Source organism: Arthrobacter sp. CMU6 (assembly GCF_059090205.1).
Genome location: NZ_JBNHFL010000004.1, coordinates 161,314 through 184,931 on the forward strand (window position 1 = coordinate 161,314; position 23,618 = coordinate 184,931).

The window sequence follows — 23,618 nt, forward strand, 5'->3', positions numbered from 1 at the left end:
TGAATTATCAATGAATGATGCATTGGATGCTAGGACAGCATAGATCTACGCTGAAGGCATGCCAACGTCCCGCCAACATTCCCCCAGAATCCAGCCGAACCAGACCCGGCAGGCGCCAACTGCAGGGGCAAGTCCGGCTGCCGGGGCAGGCGTCGGGTGGAACGGGCATCCGAAGGGTTCACAGGCCTACGGCAGGATTCTGGCCGGCCTGGCGTTTGCCGGTGTGGCCACCTTCGCCCAGCTCTATTCCACCCAGGCAGTACTCCCGGTCATGGCCGCCGAGCTACGGGTGAGCGCCGCGGAAGCCGCGCTGACCATTTCCCTGGCCACCGTGGGCCTGGCCGTCACCGTCATTCCATGGTCGTTCCTCGCGGATCGGATCGGGAGGGTGAAGGCCATGACCTGGGGAATCTGCCTGGCCACAGCCTTGGGACTGCTGGTGCCGCTGGCCACGTCCTTCCCCGTCCTGCTGGGCCTCCGGATGCTGGAGGGCATGGCCCTGGGCGGCATCCCGGCCATCGCCATCGCCTACCTCAACGAGGAGATCGACCGGGCGCACGCTGCCGTGGCCGCAGGCAGCTACGTCGCGGGCACCACGCTGGGCGGCCTGGCCGGCAGACTTGTGGCCGGGCCGGCAGGGGAACTGTGGGGCTGGCGTGCTGCAGCGCTCGCCGTCTCCGTCCTGGCCACCGTGGCCGCCGTGCTCTTCCTGGTCCTGATTCCCAAAGCCCGTGGCTTCAGCCCGGCCCGGGGCATGGGCCTCCGCGGAGCGGCCAGGACCCTGTCGGGGCACCTGGCCAACCCGCGGCTGCTGGCACTCTACCTGCAGGCCTTCCTGCTGATGGGCGGCTTCGTGGCCGTTTACAACTATCTCGGGTTCCGGCTCTCCGGCGAACCGTTCAGCCTTCCGGCCACGCTCATCAGCCTCATCTTCCTGGCCTACCTGTCGGGCACTGTGACCTCACGCTGGGCCGGTGCCCTGACCCAACGCTTCGGCCGGCGCACGGTGCTGCTGGCAGGCATTGCGGTGATGGCCGCAGGCCTCGCCCTCACCCTCACCGAGGTGCTGCTGCTGATACTGACCGGCCTCATCATCTTCACCGGCGGTTTCTTCGCGGCCCACAGCATCGGCGCGGGCTGGACCGGTGCCATCGCCCAGTCAGGCCGGGCACAGGCGGCATCGCTGTACAACCTCGCGTACTACCTCGGCTCCAGCATCCTCGGCTGGGCGGGAGGACTGGTGTTCCAGTCTTTCGGCTGGCCCGCGCTGGCGGCCGGCGTCATCGTCCTGGGGTGTACGACGGCGGTGATCACCGCCGTCGTACACCCCATTTCCGCTCGCCAGCGGCGGCAGCGCCGGCCGGACAAACCAAGCCTGCAGCATTCCTGAATAATTCGCCGCAGAACCGGGGCCAAAACCGGCAGATGTTCGGAAGTGCCCGCCTCCTGTGAAGGTCTTGGCACCATTGCCGCCGCTAAGATGAACGCAGGACACTTCAGGAGGATCCGTGAGCAGCAACCCGAAGAATATTCGGCCGCCGGCGGGACACGAGCCGCTGGACGCCATCGACGAGCGGCTGCTGGCGGCCCTCGTGGACGATGCCCGGATATCCAACAAGCAGCTGGCCGAGCTGGTGGGCATCGCCCCCTCCACCGCCCTCATGCGCACCCGCGCGCTTTCGGACCGGGGCATCATCCAGGGATTTGAGGCGAAACTGAGCCTTTCCGCGATCGGCCGGTCCGTGCAAGCCCTGATCGCCGTCCGGCTCCGCGCCCACGACCGGGAGCAGATCGACCGGTTCACCTCCCGCGTCCCCAAGCTGCCCGCCGTACTGTCAACCTTCCACACGTCCGGCTCAGTGGACTATCTGCTGCACATCGCCGTCGCCACCACCGAGGACCTGCGGGACTGGGTGCTGGACAACCTGGCCACCGATCCCGTGGTGGGCCACACCGAAACCACGCTGGTGTTCGACCACATGCAGGGCAACCACGGACCGCTGCCGGAACAGGACTGACCAGGCGGCGCAACCGACCGGGCGCAACAACTGGCCAGGCGGGATGACCGGCCAGTCGCTGCCTAGCGGCGGGGAAGCAGCAGGCCCGAGTGGGCCGCTCCGAGGGCATCTCCACGCAACAGGTTCAATTCGTCGCGGCGCCGTGCGGCGACCCGCTGCTGCCGGACAGTTTCCTCCGGAACAACCCGGCGCCGTTCCGCCCATTCCACCAGGCCGGCGCCGACGCGGACGGCCACGGCTTCCAGGACGGAGGCGCGGCGGTAGCCGGAGACGGACTGGTTGACCGATAGAGCACTCATGGCTCTTTCCTTTCGGGACTCGTTGGCTGATTTGTGCTGTTGTTTTCCGCCAGGGCGGGGTTATGAGTCTTGCCCCTGCCACCGGTGCCCGCCTTTGCGGGGACCCCGAGGATGGGGAAGGCGTTGAAGTGGATCTGGACCGGCCGGGCACCTTCCTGGTCCCCCTCGGCGCGGATCTCCTCCAGCAGCCGGTAGGAGTAGGCCTCCATGGCCCGCGTGTAGGCACCCAGCTGCTCCCCGTTCATCCGCACGTTGGCGGTGCTGACGGTTGCGGCTTCCAACCAGTCGCGGTTCAGGGATTCCGCCCCGTGCGCCATGAAATCGGCGAGCACGGCCTGGCGGCGGAGTTCGAATTCCCTATTCACCAGCCGCGACGCTTCCTGGGTAGCGGGGGAACTGGCAAGCTCGGGTGACGATACTTCTATGGCGCCGCGCGGCCGCTCCCACCACCGCTCCCGCGCAGTGCCCTTTCCCTCTACCTCCCGGACGAAGTCGTGCTTGGCCAACTGGCGCAGGTGGTAACTCGTGGAACCGCTGGACTCCCCCAGCAGCTCGCCCAGGCTGCACGCAGTCTGCGCGCCGTACCGGGAGAGCATTTCCAGGATCTGGACCCGCAGCGGGTGCGCAAGGGCCTTGAGCGAAGCCGGGTCCATCTTCCGTACGGGGAACGGCAGATCGTGCACGTCGGGGATATCGGAGCTCGTCTTGCTGGCCATATGGCAAGGCTACTCTTGCAAACATTTCTTTGCAACGGCTATTTTGCAATCATTCCTTTGCAACCGTTTCCTTTGCAGGAACCACAGCATACGACGGCGGAACCTCCCACCGCTGCTACCGGTAGCCGCGGGTTCCGGCTGCTGCTAGCGGCGGAGACTGCGGCGCCAGGTGACCGCCGCCAGCAGCCCGGCGGCGCAGGCGCACGCCGTCACGAAGCCGGCCACGGCCGCGTCTAGCCCGTAGGCCGCCGTCGCGAGCCCCAGCCCCATTACCGGGACGGCACTTCCGAGGTAGGTGATCACATAAACGGTGCTGATGATCTGCGCATGCCGGGATGCCTCCACCTTGCCCGCCACGTCGTTGAAAACGGTCCGGAAGGCGACGCCCTGGCCGGCGCCCGCCGCTATGCTCGCCGCGACCAGCAGCCACGGGTTGCCGGCGGCAGCCGCGGCCGCGATGAGCGCCACGGCGCCGCCCAGCACGGCGAGTCCGGCCGGCACGGCGAACCTGCTCCGGAGGGCGACCAGCTGGCTCAGGGCGGACGACCCCAGGGTTAGCCCGGCGAGCAGGCCGATCAGCGGCCGCGAATCGGTGCCGAGGATCTTCGCGAAGTAGCCAGGCGCCAGGGACAGGCAGAAGCCAAAGACGGCGAAGCTAAGGAATCCGACGGCCGCCGCCAGCCAGAAGGCGCCCCGGGCGTCGCGGGACACCGTGGGCCGGCGCGGCGCCAGCACCTTCAGCGGGCGGGGGCCGGCAGCGGGCTTAATGGCGGGACGGGCCCGCAGCAGGTACAGCGGGACAAGCAGGGCGGCCAGGACGACCGAGTGGATGAGGTACGGCGTGGTGGTGGAGCCGGGCAGGAGGGAGAGGATCCCGCCGATTGCGGGGCCCGCTGCCACGCCCCCGGCGGAGGCAAGCAGGGTGAAACGGGAAGCCCACTCCGGGCGCTCCGGCAGCAGTTCGCGCAGCGCGGCCGAACTGGCCCCGGTGGCCAGGGCCACAGCGACACCCTGGAGTGCCCGGCCGCCGCACAGCCCGGCAAGACTGTCCGCGTTAGCAAACACCAGCCCACCCGCGAGCCCCGTCAGCACGGCAAGGAGAAGGGCCGCACGGCGCCCGATGTGGTCGGACCAGTGGCCCGCGAGCATGAGCGTTGCCACGAGCGCCATGACGTAGGCGGCGAACGCGACGGTGATACCCAGGGAACCGATGCCCAGCCGCGCCTGCAGGAGCGGATACAGGGGGGTCGCCAGGTTTGCTCCCACCAGGAGCGTGAAAATGACGACGCCGGCCATGGCCAGCCGTGAGGTGGTGGATGCATCCCAGCCCCAGCGGGAGGCCGCAGCCGGACGCATTCGAAGTTCGCTAAAGACGGTCATGCACGTGCCCTTGCCTGTGTCCGGGGAACCCGGCCCCTTGTGGGGGCTCCTCCCGCGGATGAAATCTTGGTCCCTAAAGAATGCGGCAGGAGTGCGTACCGGGGTGCCATTCTGTGCGAATATTGAGCAAAACCATCAATCTTTGGCCGGAATCATGAACCGAAGTGACGAATTGAACACGTTGGACCCCACGGATCTGAAGATCCTGCTCGAGCTGATCCGCGACCCCCGGGTCCAGATCGGCGAGCTGAGCGAAAAACTCGGCATTGCGCGGAACACTGCCCAGTCACGGGTGCGCCGGATGTTGCGCTCTGGCATCCTGCACGACGGCGGCCGCGAGATCGACCTCGAAGCGGTGGGATACGACGTCGTCGCTTTTGTGACAATTGAAGTGACGCACCGGGAGCTAGACGGCGTGATCGCCGCTTTGCGGCTGATTCCCCAGGTACTTGAAGTGCACGAGATCTCCGGCCGGGGCGACGTCTGGTGCCGGGTGGTGGCCACGGACACGCAGAATCTCCAGGGCGCACTGCGTTCGATCCTGCGCATCAAGGGCGTGATCCGCACCGAAACCGTATTGGCCCTGCACACGCACATCCCGTACCGGACCGAGCCGCTGATCAGCCGCCTGGTCCAGTCGGCTCCGGGGGCTGCGGCCCTCCGGCCGGAATAGGATTCGAGGATGGATTGGTTCTCTTACTTCTTTCAGGTCAACTGGCTCGCGGTGCTTCTTGCCTTCGTCGCGAGCATGGCCATCGGCTTCGTCTGGTACCTGCCCGCTGTGCTCGGCAGGCGGTGGATGGAGGCCGTGGGCAAGACGGAACAGGACCTCAGGAACACTGATGGCGGCACCGGAATATGGGTTCCCATGATGGCAGCTGCAGCCCTGACAGCCATCCTCCTCGCAGTTCTGATCAGCAAGCTCGGACTCGGCAGCGCCCTGGCCGGCGGATCGTTCGCTTTTGTACTGGCCGTGGTGTTCCGCGTAGGGGGCCACGTAATCCACAACGGTTTCGCCGGACGTCCTGCGGCGGTGACGCTCATCGACTCCGGCCACGATGTCCTCGCCATGACAGCCGCCGGAGTCATCATCGGCGCAATGTCCTGATCCAACGCGAAGTCCTGACCCAAAGCGAAGTCCTGACCCGAATAGACGGAGACCTGCAGACTGTGACCATCATCGACAACGCCGTCTACGTCGACGGGGTGCGCACCGCGGAGCCCGGAAACCTGGAGCAGACGTTTGAAACGCTCGATAACCACGGCGGAATGGCCTGGATCGGCCTGTACCGTCCCTCGAAAGCCGAAATGGCCGCCGTCGCCGAGGAGTTTGGTCTCCACGAGCTGGCCGTTGAGGACGCCGTCTCGGCCCACCAACGGCCCAAGCTGGAGCGCTACGGGGACAGCCTGTTCACTGTCCTGAGGCCGGCCCGGTACCGCGATGACACCGAAACCGTGGAATTCGGTGAGCTCCATATTTTCGTGGGAACGAACTTCGTGGTGACCGTCCGGCATGCCGAAATGTCCGGCGTCGGACAGGTACGCCGGCGTCTGGAGTCCAGGCCGGACCTCCTCCGCCACGGACCACCTGCGGTCCTGTACGCGCTGCTGGACCAGGTGGTGGACGACTACGCCCCGGTGGTGGCGGGGCTGGAAAACGACATCGACGAAATCGAGGACCAACTGTTTTCCGGGGATTCCGCGGTGTCCCGCCGCATCTATGAGCTCGCCCGCGAGGTCATCCAGTTCCAGCGGGCCATCCATCCGCTGCCGGCCATGATGCAGCAGCTCAACGAGGGATTTGACGACTTTGCTGCCGACGCCGAGCTCCAGCACAATCTCCGGGACGTCGAGGACCACGTGGAGCGGGTGATTTCGCGGGCTGATTCATTCAGGGACCTCCTTCAGAACGCGCTGACGCTGGACGGCACGCTTACCGCCAACCGGCAGAATGAGGCGAGCGCGCAGCAGAACGAGCAGGTAAAAAAGATCTCGTCCTGGGCGGCTATCTTCTTCGCACCGTCGTTTGTGGCCGGCGTGTACGGCATGAACTTTGACCATATGCCGGAGCTGCATTGGGCCTACGGCTACCCGATGGCGATGCTGCTGATGGCAGCCACAGCCGCCCTCATGTATCTCATCTTCAAGCGGAAGGGCTGGCTCTAGTGGCGGGTTTTCACCGCGGCCTGGTCATCACGCCCGGCACCGAGCGGCAGTTGGGTGCCTACGGGCTTTTCCGGCCCTCCCCGTCCCAGCGGGACGTCCTGAGCCTGCCCACCGGTCCGATGCCGGTCAAAAGCGCCGACCCGGACATGCTCTGGGCCAGCTTTGCCGAGCTGTGCGGCAGGGATAGGTCGACGGCGGACTATCTTCTGCTGGCGGAATCGTTCCCGGCTTGGGTGGTGGACGGCATCCCTTCACCTTCTGCAGAGTCCGCGGCCAGCCCGGCTGACTGGCAGCGGTTCCTGGCTTTGCTGAACGTCCTCCACGAGCGGGACATCACCCCGTTCCTCATTGCGCCTGGCGTGTTTGGCAGCCCGTTTAGTTCGCAGGAGGGCGCCGCTCCCGAGGAACTGGCCGCCGTCCTCGCACTCATTGGAGCGCGGCTCTCCGTGCTTCGCAGGATCGAGTCGGACGAACAGTTGGCGGATGAACAGTCCGCCGGCTGCTAACAACCGGCGTAACCCGGCCGTCCCGAGCCGGTTGTGTCTGCTTACAATCGATTGACATCAACTACTGAGGGAAACATGAAGAAACTCGCTACTGCCCTGCTTGCCGCCGGGTTCGTCCTCTCCGCTTCCGCCTGCGCTGCACCGCAGCTCACCACCGCACAAACCTGCGACCGGATCAGGACGGTTGTCTCGAACCCCACGAACTCCGTGGGCAAGACCGGCATGACCCGCCTGGCGAACCAGATCCGCCCCATCGAGGCTGTGTCCTCGGACGAGCTGCGCCCGGCGCTGCAGGCCATTCTGGAATACACGGACGAGTCCGCCAAGGAAACTCCGGACGAGGCCAAGCTCACCGATTTGAAGGCCGGCTACGAGCAGGCCGGCAGTACCTACAGCAAGTTCTGCGGCGGCCAGTAGACCGCCTCTCTAACACGTCTGGCGGCCACGGGCAGGGCATTTCCCTCCCCGTGGCCGCTTTTGCATTGGCAAAAGGGCTCCTGCGGTGACGAATCTTCGTTGAAATGGAAGCCGCGCCCCCAAGCTTGGGAAAACCTTGGGCACGGAGCGCCTACCCCCTCGCCTAGGGGGTAGAAACGAAGTTTGACTCTCAGGTAGCACCGGCGATTCATAGCGTGCAGGCCGCAGACTGTTCCTGTCCCTGAAGCAGAAGGTAGCCGCGAACCGTCGCTTCAGAACTGCCGGGTCCGGAACGCATTCCCCCCATGTACTCCGGACCCGGCGGACAAACATCTCCCGCCAGCTGCCCGGCGGATCACCCGGCTGCGGCTCCTCGGATGAACGTTGGCGAACTCTTGATCCGAACCTGCGATGACAGTGTCAGGTTCTTGAGCTATGTCCCGGACCATTTCATTGAGAATCGCAGGACGGCGCAGACAACTGATGAGGTGGCAGCATGGCGGAGGACCCGGACGCGGGCCAGGACCTTCCGGTACTGGATGATGGCGCGCTGCAGGACCTTACGGAAGAAGCCGGGGAGGACGCAGCACAGAAATTCATGGAGGAGTATCTGGTGATGCTCCCCGTGCGGGCGGCCAAGATCTTCAAGGGCCTCACCCGCGGCGATACAGACACGACCCTGGAGGCCATCATCAGCCTGAGGGTCAGCTCCGGGATGGCGGGCGCGCAGCGCCTCGAGGCATACTGCCACAGCCTTGAGAGCGCGCTGAAACACGGGCACAGCCCTGACATGACGGCGGTAAAGGCAGTCCTGTTCGCCAACATCCGCCAGGTAGTCCGGGAAGCGTCCAGGCGCGGCCATCTGCCGCCCAAGTCACACGGTGCTCCGGGCTCATGAGCCGCAGCCACGCATTCCCAGCTTGTATGCCATGCCCCGGTACAACCTCACAAGGCAAAGCAAAAACACCCCGGTCCGAGGACCGGGGTGGGACTGTGGAGCTAAGGGGATTCGAACCCCTGACCTCTTCGATGCGAACGAAGCGCTCTACCAACTGAGCTATAACCCCATGGCGCCGTTTTCCGAAGGAACTCCAACGCCGGTTTCCCTAGGCTACAAATTTTCTTGCCGGTTTGCCAACCAGGCTTCAAATGTCGCGTGTCCGTAACGCTGTTCGCAGTGAAGGCCGGCTAGGCGCGGCGGCGCTGCAGTACGTCATCGAGGTTGCTCAGCGCGCTCTGCGCCTTGGTCAGCGGCTTGGCGGGCTCGGCATTCGGGGAGGCCGCAGGAGGTGCGGCGGCCGGACCCTGCTTGAGTGACGGCTTGCCCACGGACTTCGGAGCCTCCGGGAGAACCAGCGGCTCGGGTGCGGGACGCTCGGCCTTGGCCGCTTCAACGTATGTCGGCTTGGGAACTTCCACCGGATCCCAGCTGGATTCTGGCGGGGCCGCCGGAGCCTGCGCAGGGGCTGCCGCGCTTTCGTCGCCGGCCGCGAGGGCAACCGCCAGTGCCGCCTCGCGCAGTTCGACTGCCGTGAGGGGCTTGGGCTTCGGCGCTTCCGCCTCGGCGTCGAAGAGGGTGTTTTCCCGGGGCTTCACAGACTCCGGGGCGGGTGCCGCCTCCGCTGGGCGCTCGACGGCCGGCTCCCGGTCGGCGGGCGAGCCCATGGCGGCCTTGAAGGCGGCGTTGACTTTCCTGCGCCGGTCTCGGACAGCGAGCCGCCGCAAAATTACGACGGCGGCAGCACCGGTCAGGAACGCCACGGCCGGAATCCAGGGGTTGCCGAGCCCAAAGAGACGCAGGACTCCGGACACAATCGCCGTCACGAAGGACAGCAACCCGACAAACGCGATTGCCGTCCGTCCGTAGCGGATCCGAAAGGCACCGGCCCCCTTGGCGGCAGGCCTGCTGCCGGACGGAGCCGGGGTGGGGCCTGTTGCTGGTTCGCTGCTCTTCCTGGTGTCCATGCTTTTCTCCTGCTGGGCGGCCATATACACAACCGTTCCGGCTTGCGGGTTTGCAGTTTCGGCGTCGATGCTCTCCAGCATCAGGTCACCGGCAGCCTGGAACTGATGCCGGCCGTTGCGGAGCACGTAAGGGGCAACCCAAACGATCCAGAGCGCGACAGCAACCACAAGGATGACTGAGCTGCTAAGGGGGAAGTCCACACACAAAACCGTATGAGGTATGTGGGGGCTGTTGTGGCATTCGTCTCGGTGTGTCGCGGCCGAGCTTCAAATCAATGGACTTATGTGGTGAAACCCGGCCCTGACCAGCGGCTCCGCCGGTCAGCGGTCAGGCAGGCCTGACCCGCAGCCAGCGGCTGAGGAGACCTTCCGGGACTTCCTCCGACGTCAGGGCGAAGGAGCGGTGGTCTGCCCATTCCCCGTTGATGTGCAGATAGCGCGGACGGTAACCCTCGTCCCGGAAGCCGAGCTTCTCCACGACGCGAAGGCTGGGTCCGTTTTCGGGACGGATGTTGATTTCCATCCGGTGCAGGCCAAGGGTCCGGAAACAATGGTCAGTTGCCATGGCCACCGCCGTGGGAGCGATCCCGTGCCCGGCCCGCGCCTGGTCCACCCAGTAGCCGAGCGTTGCCATCAAGGCGGATCCCCACACAATGGAGGAGACCGTCAGCTGCCCCACAATGACGGGGTCACGGTGTCCGGGTGTCCATTCCGTGATCACAAAGGGCAGCGCGGTGGCCTGGGCCGCCTGTGCGTTCAGGGACCTGACCATCTGGCGGTAGTCGGGCAGAGCCCCGCCCGCGATCGGATTCGAGGCCTCCCAGGGCGCCAGCCAGTCGCTGTTGCGGGAACGGACCTCAGTCCACTCTTTCCGGTCCCGGTACCTGATGGGCCGCAGGACAATGTCCCCGCACTCCAGCGTGACCGGCCAGATGTGGCTGACCCTCATGAAAGGCTACTCGGACAGACGGCTGGCAATTTCCGGAAGCCAGGCACGCAGGCCAGGTCCGAGGTCTTCGCTGTCGATGGCCAGCTCCACGCAGGCCTTGAGGTAGCTGAGCTTGTCCCCGGTGTCGTAACGGCGGCCACGGAAGACGACGCCATACACACCGCCGCCTTCGCCGTCCCTGCTGGCCAGCTCCTGCAGGGCGTCCGTCAGCTGGATCTCGCCGCCGCGGCCGGGTTCGGTCTTTTCCAGCACATCGAACACATCGGGGTGGAGCACGTACCGGCCGATGACAGCCAGGTTGGAGGGCGCCTCGTCGACGTCCGGCTTCTCCACCAGCTTGTTGATGCGGACGAAACCCTCGCCATCAATCTCGGAGATATCCGCGCAGCCGTAGGCGCTGATCTGGGACGGTTCCACCTCGATGAGCGCCACCACGGATCCGCCGGTCTTGGCCTGCACCTCAATCATGGTGCTCAGAAGTTCATCGCGGGCATCGATCAGGTCATCGCCGAGGAGAACGGCGAACGGCTCGTAGCCCACGTGCTGGCGCGCACGCAGCACCGCGTGGCCAAGGCCCTTGGGGTCTCCCTGGCGCACATAGTGGATGTCACCGAGGTTGCTCGCGGCCTGGATGGATTCCAGCTTTGCGGTGTCGCCCTTGGCCTCCAGCGTCGCTTCCAGGGCCGGGACGCGGTCGAAGTGGTCCTCGAGCGCGCGCTTGTTGCGTCCCGTGATCATCAGGACGTCGCTAAGGCCCACCTTGACGGCCTCCTCGACGACGTACTGGATGGCCGGCTTGTCAACCACCGGCAGCATTTCCTTGGGCATGGCCTTGGTGGCAGGCAGGAACCTGGTGCCGAGCCCAGCAGCGGGGATTACGGCCTTGCGGACTGAACAATTAGTGGAAGTCACTGGTCTAATCTATCCGAGGGAACATTCATACGGTAAATGCTTCCGGGAGTGGCCCGGCCGCCTGCCGCTGCGACAAAGGATGACATCCATGCCAACAGGGACCATGCCGTCGAAGGACGGGATCCGTTCGCGGCACCGGCAGATCCGGGCCACGATGACAGCAACGGACCTTGCAATGGCCGGCGACGGCATCGCCACCCATGGGCTGCCCTGGGCCGAAGCCATCGCTGCGGGCAGGCCGGCCACGTTCACTGCCTATCTCGGCGTCGACTTCGAACCGCCAACACTTCCCCTGCTGCATGCGCTGCATGAGGCCGGCCACAGCATCCTGCTCCCTGTCTGCGAACCGGACCGGGAGCTCAGCTGGGTTTTCTGGACCCCCGACAGCGAGTTCATCCGCAGCAGGTACGCGCCCATCCAGGAACCCGCGGGTGAGCGACACGGCCTGGATACGGTGCGGACAGCGGCCGGAATGTTCATGCCGGCGACGGCGGTTGACCGCAGCGGCAACAGGATCGGACAGGGCGGCGGCTACTACGACAAGTTCCTGGCTGCAGCCAACGCCGGCGGCCTGCACCTTCCGAAGGCCGCCATCATCTACGACTCCGAACTCCTGCCGGCCCAGTCAATCCCGGCTGAGGACTTCGACCGCCCAGTCGAGGCAGTGCTGATGCCCTCCGGGCTGGTAGCCTTCGCGTGACCGCGCCCGAGCGGGGTGATAGAATTGGCACTCAGGCCCTGCGACTGCTAATGGAGGCATTTCCGCCGCGGTGATCCGTTGAGGAGAATCCGGGAAATGAAGCCAGGCAGCACGGGACCTGTCGTTTGTCCAAGAGGAGGATCTACAGTGCCCACGTATGCCTATGCCTGCAAGGATTGCAGCCATGCCTTCGACATCGTGCAGTCTTTCACCGACAGCACTCTGACGTCCTGCCCCGAATGCCAGGGCACGCTCCGCAAGAAGTTCAACAGCGTGGGCGTGGTCTTCAAGGGCTCGGGCTTCTACCGGACTGATTCGCGCGATTCCAAGGGCAGCACCGTCTCGCCCTCCCCCGCTGCGTCAGCGCCGGCCGCCCCGGCTGCCTCCTCTTCGTCTGCATCTTCCGCTGCCCCGGCGGCGGCAGCCGCGAGCTAGGCGAGTTCCTGCGGCACCTGCCGCCTTCAGGCTCAGAGAGTCCGGCCGGGATTACCCCGCCGGACTCTCGCGCTTCCATTAGGTACCCCTCCGGCGCGCCTGCCGGTGCGCGCTTGCACGTCAGTCTTCAGATGCGCCTCGAAGCGCTTTTCCACATACGGCTAGTGCCACCTGTCATGAGCCGACGGGTGGCCCGTAGCGTGGCGGCATGCCAGCTACCGGAATATTCCCTGCAAGGGCATCCCGCCCGGCCCTTCGCCCCGGCCGCGCCCACGCATTGCCCGGTTCTGCCGCCCGCCCGCGTCCGCCCGGACGGCGCTTCGCGGGATGGCTGAACCGTAACCGCCGTCTTGCCGTGGCACTCCTGCTCTGCGCAGCCGCGGGAATCGCCGTCCACCAGCTCACTCCTGCCCCTGCCCAGACCGTGAACGTTCTGGCCGCGGCCCGTGACCTTCCAGCCGGAGCGAGTCTGGCCAGGAGCGACGTCAGTTCCGTCAGCGTTCCGCCGGCCCTGGTGCCTGACGGGACTTTCGCTGACAGCTCCGGAGTGGACGGCAGGCAGCTGGCAGCGCCGCTCCGCAAGGGCCAGCTCCTCACCAACGCGCAGTTGGTGGGGCCGGGCCTGCTGACGGGAGCGCCGCCCGGGTCCGCGGCGGTGCCGCTGCGGATGGCAGATCCGTCGTCCATCCAACTGGTGTCCCCCGGGCAACTGGTGAACGTCGTTCTGACAAGCGGCAACGGCTACGAGCAGGCATCAGCCTCGAAGGTCCTTGCCAAGTCGGTGCCCGTCCTGTGGACCTCCGGCCGGGAAGGGCAGGGCGGCCAGTGGCTTGCCGCCGGGGATTCTGACGGGCTGCTGGTCGTTGCTGCCACTCCTGCCCAGGCCAGTGCCTTGGCGGGCGCGTCAACCCAGGGAAAGCTGTTTTTTGTCCTGGTGGGATCCGGTGCCGGGTGAGCAGGCCCGTGCAAAACACCAGACCCGTGCGAGTCCTCAGGTGCGAGTCCTCAGACCGGTGCGAACCTCTGGTCTGTGGGAATCCGGCGTGTTTGCCGATGGTTCAGCCCCAGTGCGGGGGCTTCTGCTCCTTCAGCCAGGCGTCGTGGTCGTTGCCAGATTCTGCGTCGCCCCAGGTGCGCGGATCGTCCTCGGCTGCCCGCTTAGGGACCACGCCGGTCGGCCGGCCGCCAGCCTTGGGGCGCGGAGCCGTTGCGGGCTTCTCCCGGTCCGCCGTCTGCTCGCCTTGGGGCTCGGCCCCGTTCTGGCGTCCCGCCTCGTCGTTGCGTTCGGCCTCGTCGTTGCGTCCGGTCCCGCCGTCGGATGTCACAGCAGGCCCTCCTTGCGTTCCTTGGCCGGCCGTTCCAAGCCGGGCTCAGAGCCGAGGCCTACTCCGGCGCCGGCCGCGCCGGAATCGTCCCCGTGACCGTCAGATTGATCGGTGCCAGCCTGATCAAAGCGAGTCTGATCAGCCACTGCCTGATCACCGTCCGTCCGGTCAGCTGTCTGGTCAGCGTCTGTCACGTCAGGGTCCGACTGGTCCCCGTCCGTCTGTTGCCGGCCGGACGAGTACGCGCCCGGCGGCTGCACGTCCGTCTGGTCCGCCTCGGCTGCGCCCCCACCGGGTGCTTCCCAACCGCCTTGGTCCGCATCGTTACCATCCCGCTCGTCGCCGAAACGGCCATCCATGTCCTGGTAGGGGTCCTCCTCCCCCGGACCGGACTCGAAGTCGCCCACCGCGAGGGTACTGACGTCGTCATCCAGGAAGAATCCCGGCGCCCCCACGGAGCGCAGCGCAGGGGCAGGCTTCTCAAGCCCGAGGTACCCGCCGATCCTGTCGGCGCACGCCGAGGGATCGGTGAACACCTCGATGGTCCACAGCGGCATGTACCGCCAGCCGAGCCGCTCCAACAGCTGGGGGCGCAGCCGGCTGCGTTCCCGGACTGTCATCTGCCGGTACTGCTCGGTACCGTCCGATTCGATGGCTACCGGCCGGGGAATATCGGCCTCGTCCTGGCCCATGGTGCTGAGCGGGTCGGCCGCGGCCACGACGTCGATAACACCGTCGTATTGGTGCCACACACGGGCACCGCAGGCCCGCAGGCGGTCGCCGAGATCCGCAACCAGTGGGTCGGCCCCCAACGCCTGTTCACTTGCCGCTGCCCTGGACGCAGGCGTCCCCAGATCCGTGTTGCCGGAGATCTCCCGGTCCAGAAGTTCGAAGAGATCGACGGCGCCGTGGGCCAGCCGCGTCCGGTCAAGGTCCTCCGGTTTGAAGCACGTGAGGACATGAAGCGACTGCCGCGCCCTGGTCATGGCGAGGGCGAACTTGGCCCGGCCTCCCTCGGCGGACAGCGGGCCGAAGCTGTGCAGGGCGCGGCCGTGCGGCGTCCGCCCGTAGCCCGGCGAGAAGATCACGCGGTCGCGGACCAGCCCCTGGGCACGCTCCAGGTCCACAACCCGGAAGGATTCATCACCCGCTGTGAAGAATCCGGACAGCGACGGATGGTTGGGCAGCTGCAGGCGGATGGACTCGCCGATGCGTGCCGCGTGCCGGAGGCTAGCAGTCACCACCGCCAGCGACGTCCGGGGACGGAGCCGCGCGTGCTCGAACACGAGCTCCACCACGCGGTTCACTTCGGCCACCACAGACTCTACGCCCTCATGGTCAGCGCTGGGCAGGCCAGTACCGTCGGGCAGGTACTCCACCGTCAGCGCACGGTCCAGCCCGGTGGCCGACTGCCCTTCGGGGAGGCGGCGGAGGCCGCCGTCGTAGAAGTTCTTGCTCAGCTGCAGCACCAGGTCCTCGTCCACCGCCCGGTAGACAGAGCGCAGCGGCGCCGTCGGCAGCACTGCCGAAAGTGCGGTGAAGGCGCTTTCGACACTCTGGTGCGACTGTTCGCCGGCGGCGAGCCGCTCCACGGCAACGGTAAAGGTGCGCGGGCTGGCGATCCTGTCGTCACCGAAGGCGATCACCTGCCGGGCGCGCGCGACGGCGGGGAGGACCGCCTGCAGCGAGGTCGCCTCGGCGTCGAGGATCACCACGGCGTCGAACTTCTGCTCGGCAGGCAGGAGGCCGGTCATGAGGTAGGGGCTGACCGACCAGACGGGCACCAGCATGGGAACCAGCCCCGGTGCCTGCGCCGTCAGCGCAGCCAACGTGACCCGCCCGTCCTTGAGCAGGCTCCGGAGCAGGTCCGCCTGACGGGCGTGTTCCTCGATGCCCGCGCGCCAGCGCTCAGCCAGCTTCCACCGCAGCCGCCCGGCGCCGCTGGCGATGTGGGCGTTGTCCGCGAGCCGGTACTCCGCCTCCAGCTGGCGCAGCGCGTCGCCGTCGGACATGGCCAGGTAGTCGTCACCGCTGATCATCGCCTCAAGGGCCGACTGCCACCAGGCCAGGTCCAGTTCGGCGGCGACGGACCCGGCCCCGACCTCGCGCTCAGAAAGGTCTGCCAGCAGCTCCCCCAGCCCGTGCTCGCGCATGTTCTCGATGAGCAGCGTGCGCTCGGGCAGTGTCTGCAGCGTCTGGGTGTCCGCGACCAGCCGTTCCAGACGCTCCATGAGCTCCGGGTACGGAATGTTTTCGAGCGAACCGCCGGCTGCCGTATGCCGCAGGGCCTCGCCCAGCATCTTCATCTCGCGGGTCAGTCCGCGGTGCATGATGCTGATTTCCGCCAGTCCGGACGGCACCGCCGGATGCCGCTGTGTGGTGGCGTAGCCGGCCCACTGGGCACGCTGTTCCTGGACCAGCACCAGCGAACTGTGAAGGTCGGCAATGTGCACGCCAGGGCGGACGTACTCCTTGGCCACCCGGCGCAGGCGGGACCGCTGCATGGAGGCCATCTCGATGCCGCGCTCCCTGCGCCAGGACGAGGACGCCGTCGCGGAAATCAGGTCGGTCACGGGCCGGTCAAAAATGTCCGGGGTGAATTTGTCCAGGCTTTCGCGGACGGCCACCAGGAGCTTGAGCTGGGAGCCCCATTCGGCGAAGGTGGTGCCCAAGCGGATTTCGGCGTGGCTGGCCACGTCCTTCATCCGTTCCTGCAGCAGCGGCAGCTTCTTCGCCACCGCACGCGCCAGTTCCTGCGCTTCCTCGGTTTCCTTTCGCGTCACCAGCCGGGCACCGTGCCAGGGGCTGGTGGTCGATGCCCTGCTGAACGCACCGAGTTCGGCGGCCCGCTTCAGCCGGCCGGCGAGCTCCTCGCGGTCCCGGATGCTGTCCAGGACGCTGCGCTTGAGCCGGACGGTGGTGGCCGGGGCGGGCTGGATGGATGTCAGCTCGGCGAGCGACTGCATGGCCTGGTACGGTGAGCACCCCCACCGCTGCCGCACGTTGTGCAGCGACGCCACGTGGTCCACCAGGGCATGGCGGTGCTCGGTGAGGGTCTTGTGCAGGTTCCCGAGCTGCGGCTCCTGGGCCTTCTCGTTGCGCACGATGGCGCGCACCAGCTGGCCCTTGAGCTGCTGTGGTGTTGCGTTTCCGGACAGCTGGAAAAGGATGGAGTCCAGGCCCAGGTTTTCGAGGCGTCCGGCTACTTCGTTGAGGCTGGCACGCCGGTCCCCCACCACCAGAACGGTTTTGCCTTCGTCCACGAGCGCGCCGATGGTGTTGATGGCCGTCTGGGTCTGGCCGGTGCCGGGCGGGCTGCTCACCACCAGGGAGTCGCCTGCCCTGACGGCGTCGATCACGTACTGCTGGTCGGCGTCGGCGTCCAGGAGGAGCAGCTCCTCAGCCGGGTCCCGCTCGTCCACGCTGGGAAAGCGTCCGGGCTGGAGCGCGGGCACGTCAACGATTTCACCCGATGCGGCCTTGGCCAGCGCGGCCACCAGGGGGTTGTGTGCGTTGATCCACGGATCGTCCAGGTTGCCGGAAAGGTCCGCGAAGGTCGAGACTAGCAGGTTGTGCTCCACGTCGGCGCCGTGGATCGGCTTGACCAGGGTGCTGATCCTGTCCAGCACGGGCAGGGGGTCGAACCGCGCAGTGCTGTACGCCATGCGTGTCACGGCGTTGACGTCGAAGACGATCCCGTGGATGTTTTTCAGATGCCTGATCAGGGCAGGATTAATGTGCGCCTGCTCCGTGAGCTGGAGTTCGTAGTCGTCTTCCCCGGGGCGGATGGTAAGCGACATGGCAGTCAGCATCACCGGCGCCGAGACGCGCTGCGGTTTGCCGCCCACGGCGGAGGTCCACACGACGGTGCCGGCCGAGAAGTACCCGGCCTCGATGCCGCGGTCATTTGCCAGTTCGAAAATCTTGGAGCGCAGGTTCCGGCAGGCCCGGGCGGCCACGACGTACTGCTGCTGGTCGCGGATCAGTGTGGAGAGCCGTGTCCGCCGCCCGGCCATGAGCTGCGCCAGGCCGGAAGGGTGCGCGTGGGTAAGGTCGATGGAACCCTCGGGAGTTTTGGTGAAGCGCAGCATGGTGTCTGCCCCCGTAACGGGCTTGAGCCCGGACAGCCACTTCCTGAGCTCCTCCGAACCCTCGGAGTCGACCTGACCTACTGACACTACTGCCTTCTTTTCTGAGCTTGCGCGTGACGCCTTGGACCATACGGGCATAGTTTCGAGCGTAGCCGGAAACCGCCGCGGTTGAGAGACCGCAACACTGGGTCGGCCCAAGTTGCGGCGCATTTCGCACCGTTGCCCGTCATGGCCGATCCGATCCCCGGGAATGCAAATGGCCGGCCTCTCTGCGGAGGCCGGCCATTTTCACAACGCTATTCCCACTCGATGGTTCCCGGCGGCTTGCTGGTGACATCGAGCACCACGCGGTTGACGCCGTCCACCTCGTTGGTGATCCGGTTGGAGATCCGGGCCAGCAGGTCGTAGGGAAGCCGCGACCAGTCAGCCGTCATGGCGTCCTCGGAAGAGACGGGGCGCAGCACGATCGGGTGGCCGTAGGTACGGCCGTCGCCCTGGACACCAACGCTCCGGACGTCCGCGAGGAGTACCACAGGCATCTGCCAGACGTCATTGTCGAGTCCGGCAGCGGTCAGTTCTGCGCGGGCGATGGCGTCTGCCTTGCGCAGCAGGTCCAGGCGTTCCTTGGTGACCTCGCCGACGATGCGGATTCCCAGGCCGGGGCCGGGGAACGGCTGGCGGCCAACGATCTCCTGCGGCAGGCCGAGCTGGGCACCAACGGCACGCACCTCGTCCTTGAACAGGGCGCGCAGCGGCTCAACGAGCTCGAACTGCAGGTCCTCCGGGAGTCCGCCCACGTTGTGGTGGCTCTTGATGTTCGCTGCGCCCTCGCCGCCGCCGGATTCGACGACGTCCGGGTACAGGGTGCCCTGCACGAGGAACTTGATCTTTTCACCGTGCGCTGCTGCGTCGGCGATGATGGCGCGCTCGGCCTCTTCGAAGGCCCGGATGAACTCGCGGCCGATGATCTTGCGCTTGGTTTCGGGATCGCTGACGCCGGCCAGCGCGGCCTGGAAGCGCTCCTGCTCGTTGGCAACGTAGAGGTTCACGCCGGTGGCGGCAACGAAGTCACGCTCCACCTGCTCGGCCTCGCCCTCGCGCAGCAGTCCGTGGTCGACGAACACACAGGTGAGATGGTCGCCCACGGCGCGCTGGACGAGGGCTGCGGCAACAGCGGAATCCACACCGCCGGAGAGGCCGCAGATAACCCGGGCATCGCCGATCTGCTTGCGGATGCGCTCCACCTGCTCCTCAAGGATGTTGCCCGTGGTCCAGTTCGGTTCCAGCTTGGCGCCCTTGAACAGGAAGTTCTCCAGGACCTGCTGGCCGTAGGCCGAGTGCTTCACCTCGGGGTGCCACTGCACGCCGTACAGGCACTTCTCCTCGTTGGCGAACGCGGCAACTTCAGCGCCGGCTGTGGTGGCCAGCACCTCAAAGCCCTCGGGAGCCTCGTGGACGGAGTCACCGTGGCTCATCCAGGTGTTCTGGTGCTGGGGCATTCCTTCGAGGACGGAACGGCCTTCCCCAAGGATGGTGGTCTGGGTGGAGCCGTACTCCCGCAGGCCGGTCTTGTCCACCTTGCCGCCGAGGGCGTTGGCCATGGCCTGGAAGCCGTAGCAGATGCCGAAGACCGGAACACCGGCCTCGAAAAGGTCGGCGCCGACGCTCGGGGCACCGTCGGCGTAGACGCTGGCGGGTCCGCCGGAGAGGATGATGGCGGCGGGGTTCTTGGCCAGGAGCTGCTCAGTGCTGTAGGTATGCGGAACCACTTCCGAATACACATTTGCTTCCCGGACGCGGCGGGCAATCAGCTGCGCGTACTGGGCACCGTAGTCAACAACCAGCACCGGCTTCTGGGAAGTCTGGGATGCAGTGGGAGTAGTCACCGTACTAGCCTACTTGGCGCGATTGCCCCGATGCATCTTGAGCGGGCCCGCTGTGACGCACGGAACGCGGATCAGTAGCGGCTGGCGGCCTGCGGGTTCGCGGCGAGTTCGGCCTCCACCTCGGCATGGAACTTCTTCTCCACGATGAAGGACAGGAACGGGACCACGCCGCCGAGCGCCAGCAGGATCATTTTGGCGAACGGCCAGCGCATCAGCGTCCAAAGCCGGAAGTTGGACATGAGGTACACGACGTACATCCAGCCGTGGACGATGAGCACGGTCACGGACACGTTGAACCCGCTGAGGACGCCCTTCGGTTCTGCCTGCGCGAAGCCGAAGCCGAATGGCTGGCCGGTCACGGCGTCCGTTCCGCCGGCGAAGAGGTACTGGCCGAAGCCGTAGCGGGCCACCAGTTCCGCGCAGAGCAGCAGCAGCATGGCACCTGTGAGGTAGGCCATGACCTTGTAGAACTTCAGGGCGGAGCGGATCTGCGCCTCCGTACCGCCAAAGCGTCGCTTCTTCGCCGCCCCGGTCGGGTTCGAGGGCTGGATGGCCGGCTTGGGTTCGATCATGGCTGTACCTTTTGTTGGATCTCGTTGGGCTGGGTAGGTTCTGGTCCGTCGTGGGTGTGGCCACCGGCGTCATGGTCCTCGGCGTCCTCGAGGCTTCTGCGGTAGTCATCCTTGACCAGCCGCCACCAGATGAACAGGGCAAATCCGGCGAAAACGATCCACTCCACGGAGTAGAACAGGTTCAGCCAGTTGACCTTCTCGGCCGGCGGCTGGGCAGCGATGTTGAGCGGCTCGAGGCCGCTGCCGGCGGCAGCACCGACGTCGGCCGTTCCTGACTTTTCCGCCGTGGCGGAAACGAACGCGGGGTAACTGCTGACGTTCCAGGCGTTGATGAGTTCGGCCACGGAGACTGCCGTCGCCCGGCCGGGGTCGGGGGCCGCGTTGGGCACCGGGGCTTCGGACGGCAGGAGCCGTCCGGTCAGCTGGATAACGCCCGACGGCGGGGCGCTGGCGTCAGCGGGATCGGCGATCCAGCCGCGGGCCACCGGTATGTAGGTCTTCGGCGAGGCTGCCGCGCCTTTGAGCACGGGGGCGTCCGTCACGGCGAAGGCTGTGACCACCCAATATCCGGTCTTGCCGTCCTTGAGCCGGCCCGCAACCAGGACCTGCTTCGCCGGGTCGTAGGTGCCGGACGCCTGGACCATCTGGTCCGCCACCGAACCCCGGAAGAAGTCACCGGGCTGCAGGGTTGTCGTCAGGGCCCGGACCTGCTCCGTGGCGGGGTTGACCGGCACCTCGGGCTGCGTGGAACGGCTGAACTGCCACTGGCTCAGGAGCACAAAGACACCCGAAACGGCGATCGCAAAGACCAGGCCTGCGATCCACCGGGGCTGGAGGGCTGTTTTCCACACCCCTTAACGTTACTTCGTCCGCGTGTAGAACAACGAACCGCCAGAGGACTCCCCAAGAGTGGGGCAGCCGGGTCCCTGCGTGGCGACGGAGTCGACACGCAGGGGCCTGCCCCAATTCTCAGTGGTCGAAGAAGACCAGGCTTGAGTTGATGAGTTCAGCGATGACCTCGGCGTCGTAGGCCCGGCGCAGCGACTCGCGGAACGATTCCTTGGACAGTGACCGTGCCAGGGTGGCGAGCACTTCGAGGTGGTCGGAGAACGAGCTCGCCGGTGTGGCGATGAGCAGGACCACGGTGGCCGGACCGTCAGAGGCGCCAAAGTCCAGGGCCTTGCCATACTTGGTGATTCCGACGGCGATCGAGGTTTCGGAGACGAACTCGCTGCGGGCGTGCGGCAGGCCAACTCCCCCGGGCAGGCCGGTAGCCAGCTGGTGCTCACGGGCGTTGACGTGCGCCAGGAAGCCCTCGAGGTCTGAGACACGGCCGGCGTCGAACAGCTTCCGGGCCAGCTGGCCGGCCGCGTCCACCTTGTCCTCGGCGTCCATTTCGAGGATCACCATGTCCGGTGTGGTGAGCTCGGCATCGTAACGGTCCAGTGGTTCCGCCAAGTGGTGTCCCTTCAGTGAGGCCGGGGCCTGTCCGGCGGCGGGTTGCGAGCTCAGCGCAGCGGGACGATGTCCTCCGCGCCCAGCCGGGCAGCATCGGCCGATTCATCATCGGGCTGCTGCTGGCTGAGCCGTTCGGCTTCCACCCGCGCAAGGTAATGCTTGACTTCGCTTTCCCGCTGCGCGTCGCTCCAGCCAAGAATTTCTCCCATAAGCTTAGCGACTACCGGGACGGCGGACACACCGCGGTCCCACGCCTCGATGGAAATCCTCGTGCGCCGGGTCAGGACGTCGTGCACGTGCCGGGCACCCTCGTGGGTTGCCGCATAGACCGCCTCGGCCTGCAGGTAATCGTCGGCACCGGGCAGCGGCTCGGCCAGTTCGGGCCGGTCCTTGATGATGGCCAGCACCTCCGACGCCATGGACCCGTAGCGGTTCAGCAGGTGCTCCACGCGCGCCACATGCACCCCCGACTCCTCGGCGGTCCGGTTGCGGCGGTTCCAGGCGGCCTTGAAGCCGTTGGCCCCCAGCAGCGGGATGGTCTCGGTGCAGCTCGGAGGCACGCGCTCGTCCATGCTGCGCACGGCTTCGTCCACGGCGTCCTTTGCCATGACGCGGTACGTGGTCCACTTGCCGCCGGCCACTACCACCAGGCCGGGCACGGGATGGGCCACGACGTGCTCGCGGGAGAGTTTGGCCGTGGAGTCGTTTTCCCCGGCCAGCAGCGGCCGGAGCCCGGCATAGACGCCTTCCACGTCTTCCCGGGTGAGGGGCCGCTTCAGGACCTTGTTGACGTGTTCCAGGAGGTAGTCGATGTCCTTGCTGGAGGCCGCCGGGTGGGCCTTGTCCAGGTGCCAGTCGGTGTCCGTGGTGCCGATGATCCAGTGCCGCCCCCACGGGATGACGAACAGCACGGACTTCTCCGTCCGCAGGATCAGGCCGACTGTTGACTGGAAGCGGTCCCGCGGCACCACCAGGTGGATCCCCTTGGATGCGCGCACCTTCAGCTGGCCGCGCTCGGTGACCATGGCCTGGGTTTCGTCGGTCCACACCCCGGTGGCGTTGATGACCTGCTTGGCCCGGATGTTGAAGGTGGAGTTGTCCTCGCGGTTGACCACTTTGGCGCCCACGACGCGCTCCCCCTCGCGCAGGAAGTCGACGACGGCGGTCTGGTTGACCGCGTGCGCGCCGTAGTAGGCGGCGGTGCGCACCAGGTTGGCCACGTACTTCGCGTCGTCCACCTGGCCGTCGTAGTAGCGGATCGAACCGACGAAGGCGTCGTCCTTCAGGCTCGGGGCGGCGCGCAGGGTGCCCCGGCGCGAGAGGTGCTTGTGGAACGGCACGCCGCGCTTGTGCCCGCCGGAGATGGACATGACGTCGTACAGCGCGATGCCTGCACCGATGTACGGCCGCTCCACGAAGTGTTTGGTGAGCGGGTACAGGAACGGGACAGGCCTGGCCAGGTGCGGCGCCAGCTCGGAAAGCAGCAGCCCCCGTTCCTGGAGCGCTTCCTTCACGAGTGCGAAGTCGAGCATTTCCAGGTAACGGAGGCCGCCGTGGATGAGCTTGGAGGACCGTGATGACGTCCCGGCGGCCCAGTCGCTGGCTTCAACGATGCCGACGTTCAGGCCGCGGGTCACTGCGTCAAGGGCCACACCGGTGCCGACGATGCCGCCGCCCACGATGAGGATGTCCAGCTCCTTGCCTGGCTCCGCCGAAGCCTTCAGCGCGGCCAGCGCGGCATCCCGTGCCTCGGGGCCAAGAGCTCCCTTGGTCGCCGCCGGACGGTCACCAAAACCGGTCATGACAGGCCTCCATCCTCATGG

At 66.5% G+C, this 23,618-nt stretch carries 24 protein-coding genes and 1 tRNA gene; 11 read left to right on the top strand and 14 right to left on the bottom strand.

Annotated elements, in window-relative coordinates; all coding sequences use genetic code 11:
* The first annotated feature begins 58 nt into the window (after positions 1–58).
* The gene (locus AC5RWD_RS04315) at positions 59–1,390 is read left to right on the top strand and encodes an MFS transporter (protein ID WP_494018852.1); all 1,332 of its coding nucleotides are present in this window, start codon (positions 59–61) and stop codon (positions 1,388–1,390) included.
* Positions 1,391–1,508: 118 nt separating this feature from the next.
* Complete coding sequence (locus AC5RWD_RS04320; protein ID WP_003805226.1) at positions 1,509–2,018, top strand: Lrp/AsnC family transcriptional regulator; 510 nt, start codon at positions 1,509–1,511, stop codon at positions 2,016–2,018.
* 62 nt (positions 2,019–2,080) lie between these two features.
* Here AC5RWD_RS04320 and AC5RWD_RS04325 read toward each other — a convergent pair whose 3' ends face one another.
* The 3 genes from AC5RWD_RS04325 to AC5RWD_RS04335 all read right to left on the bottom strand — a co-directional run bounded on the left by AC5RWD_RS04325 (position 2,081) and on the right by AC5RWD_RS04335 (position 4,413).
* Positions 2,081–2,317, bottom strand: coding sequence for a 2-nitropropane dioxygenase (locus tag AC5RWD_RS04325; RefSeq protein ID WP_494018853.1), 237 nt, complete (start codon positions 2,315–2,317; stop codon positions 2,081–2,083).
* The gene (locus tag AC5RWD_RS04330) at positions 2,314–3,033 is read right to left on the bottom strand and encodes an ArsR/SmtB family transcription factor (protein WP_494018854.1); all 720 of its coding nucleotides are present in this window, start codon (positions 3,031–3,033) and stop codon (positions 2,314–2,316) included. The genes AC5RWD_RS04325 and AC5RWD_RS04330 overlap by 4 nt, the downstream gene beginning before the upstream one ends.
* Positions 3,034–3,177: 144 nt before the next feature.
* On the bottom strand, positions 3,178–4,413 hold the full coding sequence (locus tag AC5RWD_RS04335) for an MFS transporter (protein ID WP_494018855.1): 1,236 nt from the start codon (positions 4,411–4,413) through the stop codon (positions 3,178–3,180).
* Between the two features lie 154 nt (positions 4,414–4,567).
* Here AC5RWD_RS04335 and AC5RWD_RS04340 point away from each other — a divergent pair, with 154 nt between their 5' ends.
* From AC5RWD_RS04340 to AC5RWD_RS04365, 6 genes are all read left to right on the top strand, one after another.
* A complete protein-coding gene (locus AC5RWD_RS04340; RefSeq protein ID WP_494018856.1) occupies positions 4,568–5,086 on the top strand; it encodes an Lrp/AsnC family transcriptional regulator in 519 nt (172 codons plus the stop codon).
* Positions 5,087–5,095: 9 nt separating this feature from the next.
* The gene (locus AC5RWD_RS04345) at positions 5,096–5,521 is read left to right on the top strand and encodes a DUF1761 domain-containing protein (protein ID WP_494018857.1); all 426 of its coding nucleotides are present in this window, start codon (positions 5,096–5,098) and stop codon (positions 5,519–5,521) included.
* A 62-nt stretch (positions 5,522–5,583) separates the two neighbouring features.
* Positions 5,584–6,579: a magnesium/cobalt transporter CorA gene (corA, locus tag AC5RWD_RS04350; RefSeq protein ID WP_494018858.1), complete on the top strand. Its 996-nt coding sequence runs from the start codon at positions 5,584–5,586 to the stop codon at positions 6,577–6,579.
* Positions 6,579–7,085 (top strand): AFG1/ZapE family ATPase, encoded by a 507-nt coding sequence (gene zapE, locus AC5RWD_RS04355; RefSeq protein ID WP_494018859.1) that lies wholly within the window; start codon positions 6,579–6,581, stop codon positions 7,083–7,085. Before corA ends, zapE begins: the two co-directional genes overlap by 1 nt.
* Before the next feature lie 75 nt (positions 7,086–7,160).
* Positions 7,161–7,502 (top strand): hypothetical protein, encoded by a 342-nt coding sequence (locus AC5RWD_RS04360; protein ID WP_494018860.1) that lies wholly within the window; start codon positions 7,161–7,163, stop codon positions 7,500–7,502.
* A gap of 496 nt (positions 7,503–7,998) precedes the next feature.
* Positions 7,999–8,400, top strand: coding sequence for an Hpt domain-containing protein (locus tag AC5RWD_RS04365; protein WP_494018861.1), 402 nt, complete (start codon positions 7,999–8,001; stop codon positions 8,398–8,400).
* 96 nt (positions 8,401–8,496) lie between these two features.
* Here AC5RWD_RS04365 and AC5RWD_RS04370 read toward each other — a convergent pair.
* The 4 genes from AC5RWD_RS04370 to galU all read right to left on the bottom strand — a co-directional run bounded on the left by AC5RWD_RS04370 (position 8,497) and on the right by galU (position 11,328).
* A tRNA-Ala gene (locus AC5RWD_RS04370) sits at positions 8,497–8,569 on the bottom strand.
* Between the two features lie 121 nt (positions 8,570–8,690).
* Positions 8,691–9,668 (bottom strand): hypothetical protein, encoded by a 978-nt coding sequence (locus AC5RWD_RS04375; protein ID WP_494018862.1) that lies wholly within the window; start codon positions 9,666–9,668, stop codon positions 8,691–8,693.
* Positions 9,669–9,795: 127 nt separating this feature from the next.
* Positions 9,796–10,416 carry a GNAT family N-acetyltransferase gene (locus AC5RWD_RS04380; RefSeq protein ID WP_494018863.1) on the bottom strand — a complete coding sequence of 207 codons (621 nt, stop codon included), beginning with the start codon at positions 10,414–10,416 and terminating at the stop codon, positions 9,796–9,798.
* Positions 10,417–10,422: 6 nt separating this feature from the next.
* Positions 10,423–11,328, bottom strand: coding sequence for a UTP--glucose-1-phosphate uridylyltransferase GalU (gene galU, locus AC5RWD_RS04385; RefSeq protein ID WP_494018864.1), 906 nt, complete (start codon positions 11,326–11,328; stop codon positions 10,423–10,425).
* Between the two features lie 88 nt (positions 11,329–11,416).
* On the opposite strand from galU, the gene AC5RWD_RS04390 reads away from it, so the two are divergent.
* From AC5RWD_RS04390 to cpaB, 3 genes are all read left to right on the top strand, one after another.
* Entirely contained in the window at positions 11,417–12,028 is a 612-nt protein-coding gene (locus AC5RWD_RS04390) for a 5-formyltetrahydrofolate cyclo-ligase (RefSeq protein ID WP_494018865.1), read from the top strand.
* A 147-nt stretch (positions 12,029–12,175) separates the two neighbouring features.
* Positions 12,176–12,463 carry an FmdB family zinc ribbon protein gene (locus tag AC5RWD_RS04395; RefSeq protein WP_307104183.1) on the top strand — a complete coding sequence of 96 codons (288 nt, stop codon included), beginning with the start codon at positions 12,176–12,178 and terminating at the stop codon, positions 12,461–12,463.
* Between the two features lie 208 nt (positions 12,464–12,671).
* Positions 12,672–13,418: a Flp pilus assembly protein CpaB gene (cpaB, locus tag AC5RWD_RS04400; RefSeq protein ID WP_494018866.1), complete on the top strand. Its 747-nt coding sequence runs from the start codon at positions 12,672–12,674 to the stop codon at positions 13,416–13,418.
* 103 nt (positions 13,419–13,521) lie between these two features.
* Here the strand turns inward: cpaB and AC5RWD_RS04405 are convergent, their stop codons facing one another.
* The 7 genes from AC5RWD_RS04405 to AC5RWD_RS04435 form a co-directional block, all read right to left on the bottom strand.
* Positions 13,522–13,788, bottom strand: a complete 267-nt coding sequence (locus tag AC5RWD_RS04405) for a hypothetical protein (protein ID WP_494018867.1) — start codon at positions 13,786–13,788, stop codon at positions 13,522–13,524.
* Positions 13,785–18,017, bottom strand: a complete 4,233-nt coding sequence (locus AC5RWD_RS04410) for an AAA family ATPase (protein WP_494018868.1) — start codon at positions 18,015–18,017, stop codon at positions 13,785–13,787. The genes AC5RWD_RS04405 and AC5RWD_RS04410 overlap by 4 nt, the downstream gene beginning before the upstream one ends.
* 158 nt (positions 18,018–18,175) lie before the next feature.
* Positions 18,176–19,765 carry a glutamine-hydrolyzing GMP synthase gene (gene guaA, locus AC5RWD_RS04415; RefSeq protein ID WP_494018869.1) on the bottom strand — a complete coding sequence of 530 codons (1,590 nt, stop codon included), beginning with the start codon at positions 19,763–19,765 and terminating at the stop codon, positions 18,176–18,178.
* Between the two features lie 71 nt (positions 19,766–19,836).
* The gene (locus AC5RWD_RS04420) at positions 19,837–20,337 is read right to left on the bottom strand and encodes a DUF3817 domain-containing protein (RefSeq protein ID WP_494018870.1); all 501 of its coding nucleotides are present in this window, start codon (positions 20,335–20,337) and stop codon (positions 19,837–19,839) included.
* A complete protein-coding gene (locus AC5RWD_RS04425) occupies positions 20,334–21,188 on the bottom strand; it encodes an SURF1 family protein (protein WP_494018871.1) in 855 nt (284 codons plus the stop codon). Before AC5RWD_RS04425 ends, AC5RWD_RS04420 begins: the two co-directional genes overlap by 4 nt.
* A 118-nt stretch (positions 21,189–21,306) precedes the next feature.
* Positions 21,307–21,795: a PTS sugar transporter subunit IIA gene (locus tag AC5RWD_RS04430; protein ID WP_494018872.1), complete on the bottom strand. Its 489-nt coding sequence runs from the start codon at positions 21,793–21,795 to the stop codon at positions 21,307–21,309.
* Between the two features lie 50 nt (positions 21,796–21,845).
* A complete protein-coding gene (locus AC5RWD_RS04435; RefSeq protein ID WP_494018873.1) occupies positions 21,846–23,597 on the bottom strand; it encodes a glycerol-3-phosphate dehydrogenase/oxidase in 1,752 nt (583 codons plus the stop codon).
* Positions 23,598–23,618 lie beyond the last annotated feature (21 nt).

Bases quoted from the DNA above. Each gene is read 5' to 3' on its own strand.
- cpaB (WP_494018866.1), top strand. From the start codon at position 12,672: ATGCCAGCTACCGGAATATTCCCTGCAAGGGCATCCCGCCCGGCCCTT.
- AC5RWD_RS04340 (WP_494018856.1), top strand. From the start codon at position 4,568: ATGAACCGAAGTGACGAATTGAACACGTTGGACCCCACGGATCTGAAG.
- AC5RWD_RS04330 (WP_494018854.1), bottom strand. From the start codon at position 3,033: ATGGCCAGCAAGACGAGCTCCGATATCCCCGACGTGCACGATCTGCCG.
- AC5RWD_RS04390 (WP_494018865.1), top strand. From the start codon at position 11,417: ATGCCAACAGGGACCATGCCGTCGAAGGACGGGATCCGTTCGCGGCAC.
- AC5RWD_RS04420 (WP_494018870.1), bottom strand. From the start codon at position 20,337: ATGATCGAACCCAAGCCGGCCATCCAGCCCTCGAACCCGACCGGGGCG.
- AC5RWD_RS04315 (WP_494018852.1), top strand. From the start codon at position 59: ATGCCAACGTCCCGCCAACATTCCCCCAGAATCCAGCCGAACCAGACC.
- AC5RWD_RS04360 (WP_494018860.1), top strand. From the start codon at position 7,161: ATGAAGAAACTCGCTACTGCCCTGCTTGCCGCCGGGTTCGTCCTCTCC.
- AC5RWD_RS04380 (WP_494018863.1), bottom strand. From the start codon at position 10,416: ATGAGGGTCAGCCACATCTGGCCGGTCACGCTGGAGTGCGGGGACATT.
- AC5RWD_RS04345 (WP_494018857.1), top strand. From the start codon at position 5,096: ATGGATTGGTTCTCTTACTTCTTTCAGGTCAACTGGCTCGCGGTGCTT.
- AC5RWD_RS04325 (WP_494018853.1), bottom strand. From the start codon at position 2,317: ATGAGTGCTCTATCGGTCAACCAGTCCGTCTCCGGCTACCGCCGCGCC.
- AC5RWD_RS04410 (WP_494018868.1), bottom strand. From the start codon at position 18,017: ATGCCCGTATGGTCCAAGGCGTCACGCGCAAGCTCAGAAAAGAAGGCA.
- AC5RWD_RS04435 (WP_494018873.1), bottom strand. From the start codon at position 23,597: ATGACCGGTTTTGGTGACCGTCCGGCGGCGACCAAGGGAGCTCTTGGC.
- AC5RWD_RS04365 (WP_494018861.1), top strand. From the start codon at position 7,999: ATGGCGGAGGACCCGGACGCGGGCCAGGACCTTCCGGTACTGGATGAT.
- AC5RWD_RS04335 (WP_494018855.1), bottom strand. From the start codon at position 4,413: ATGACCGTCTTTAGCGAACTTCGAATGCGTCCGGCTGCGGCCTCCCGC.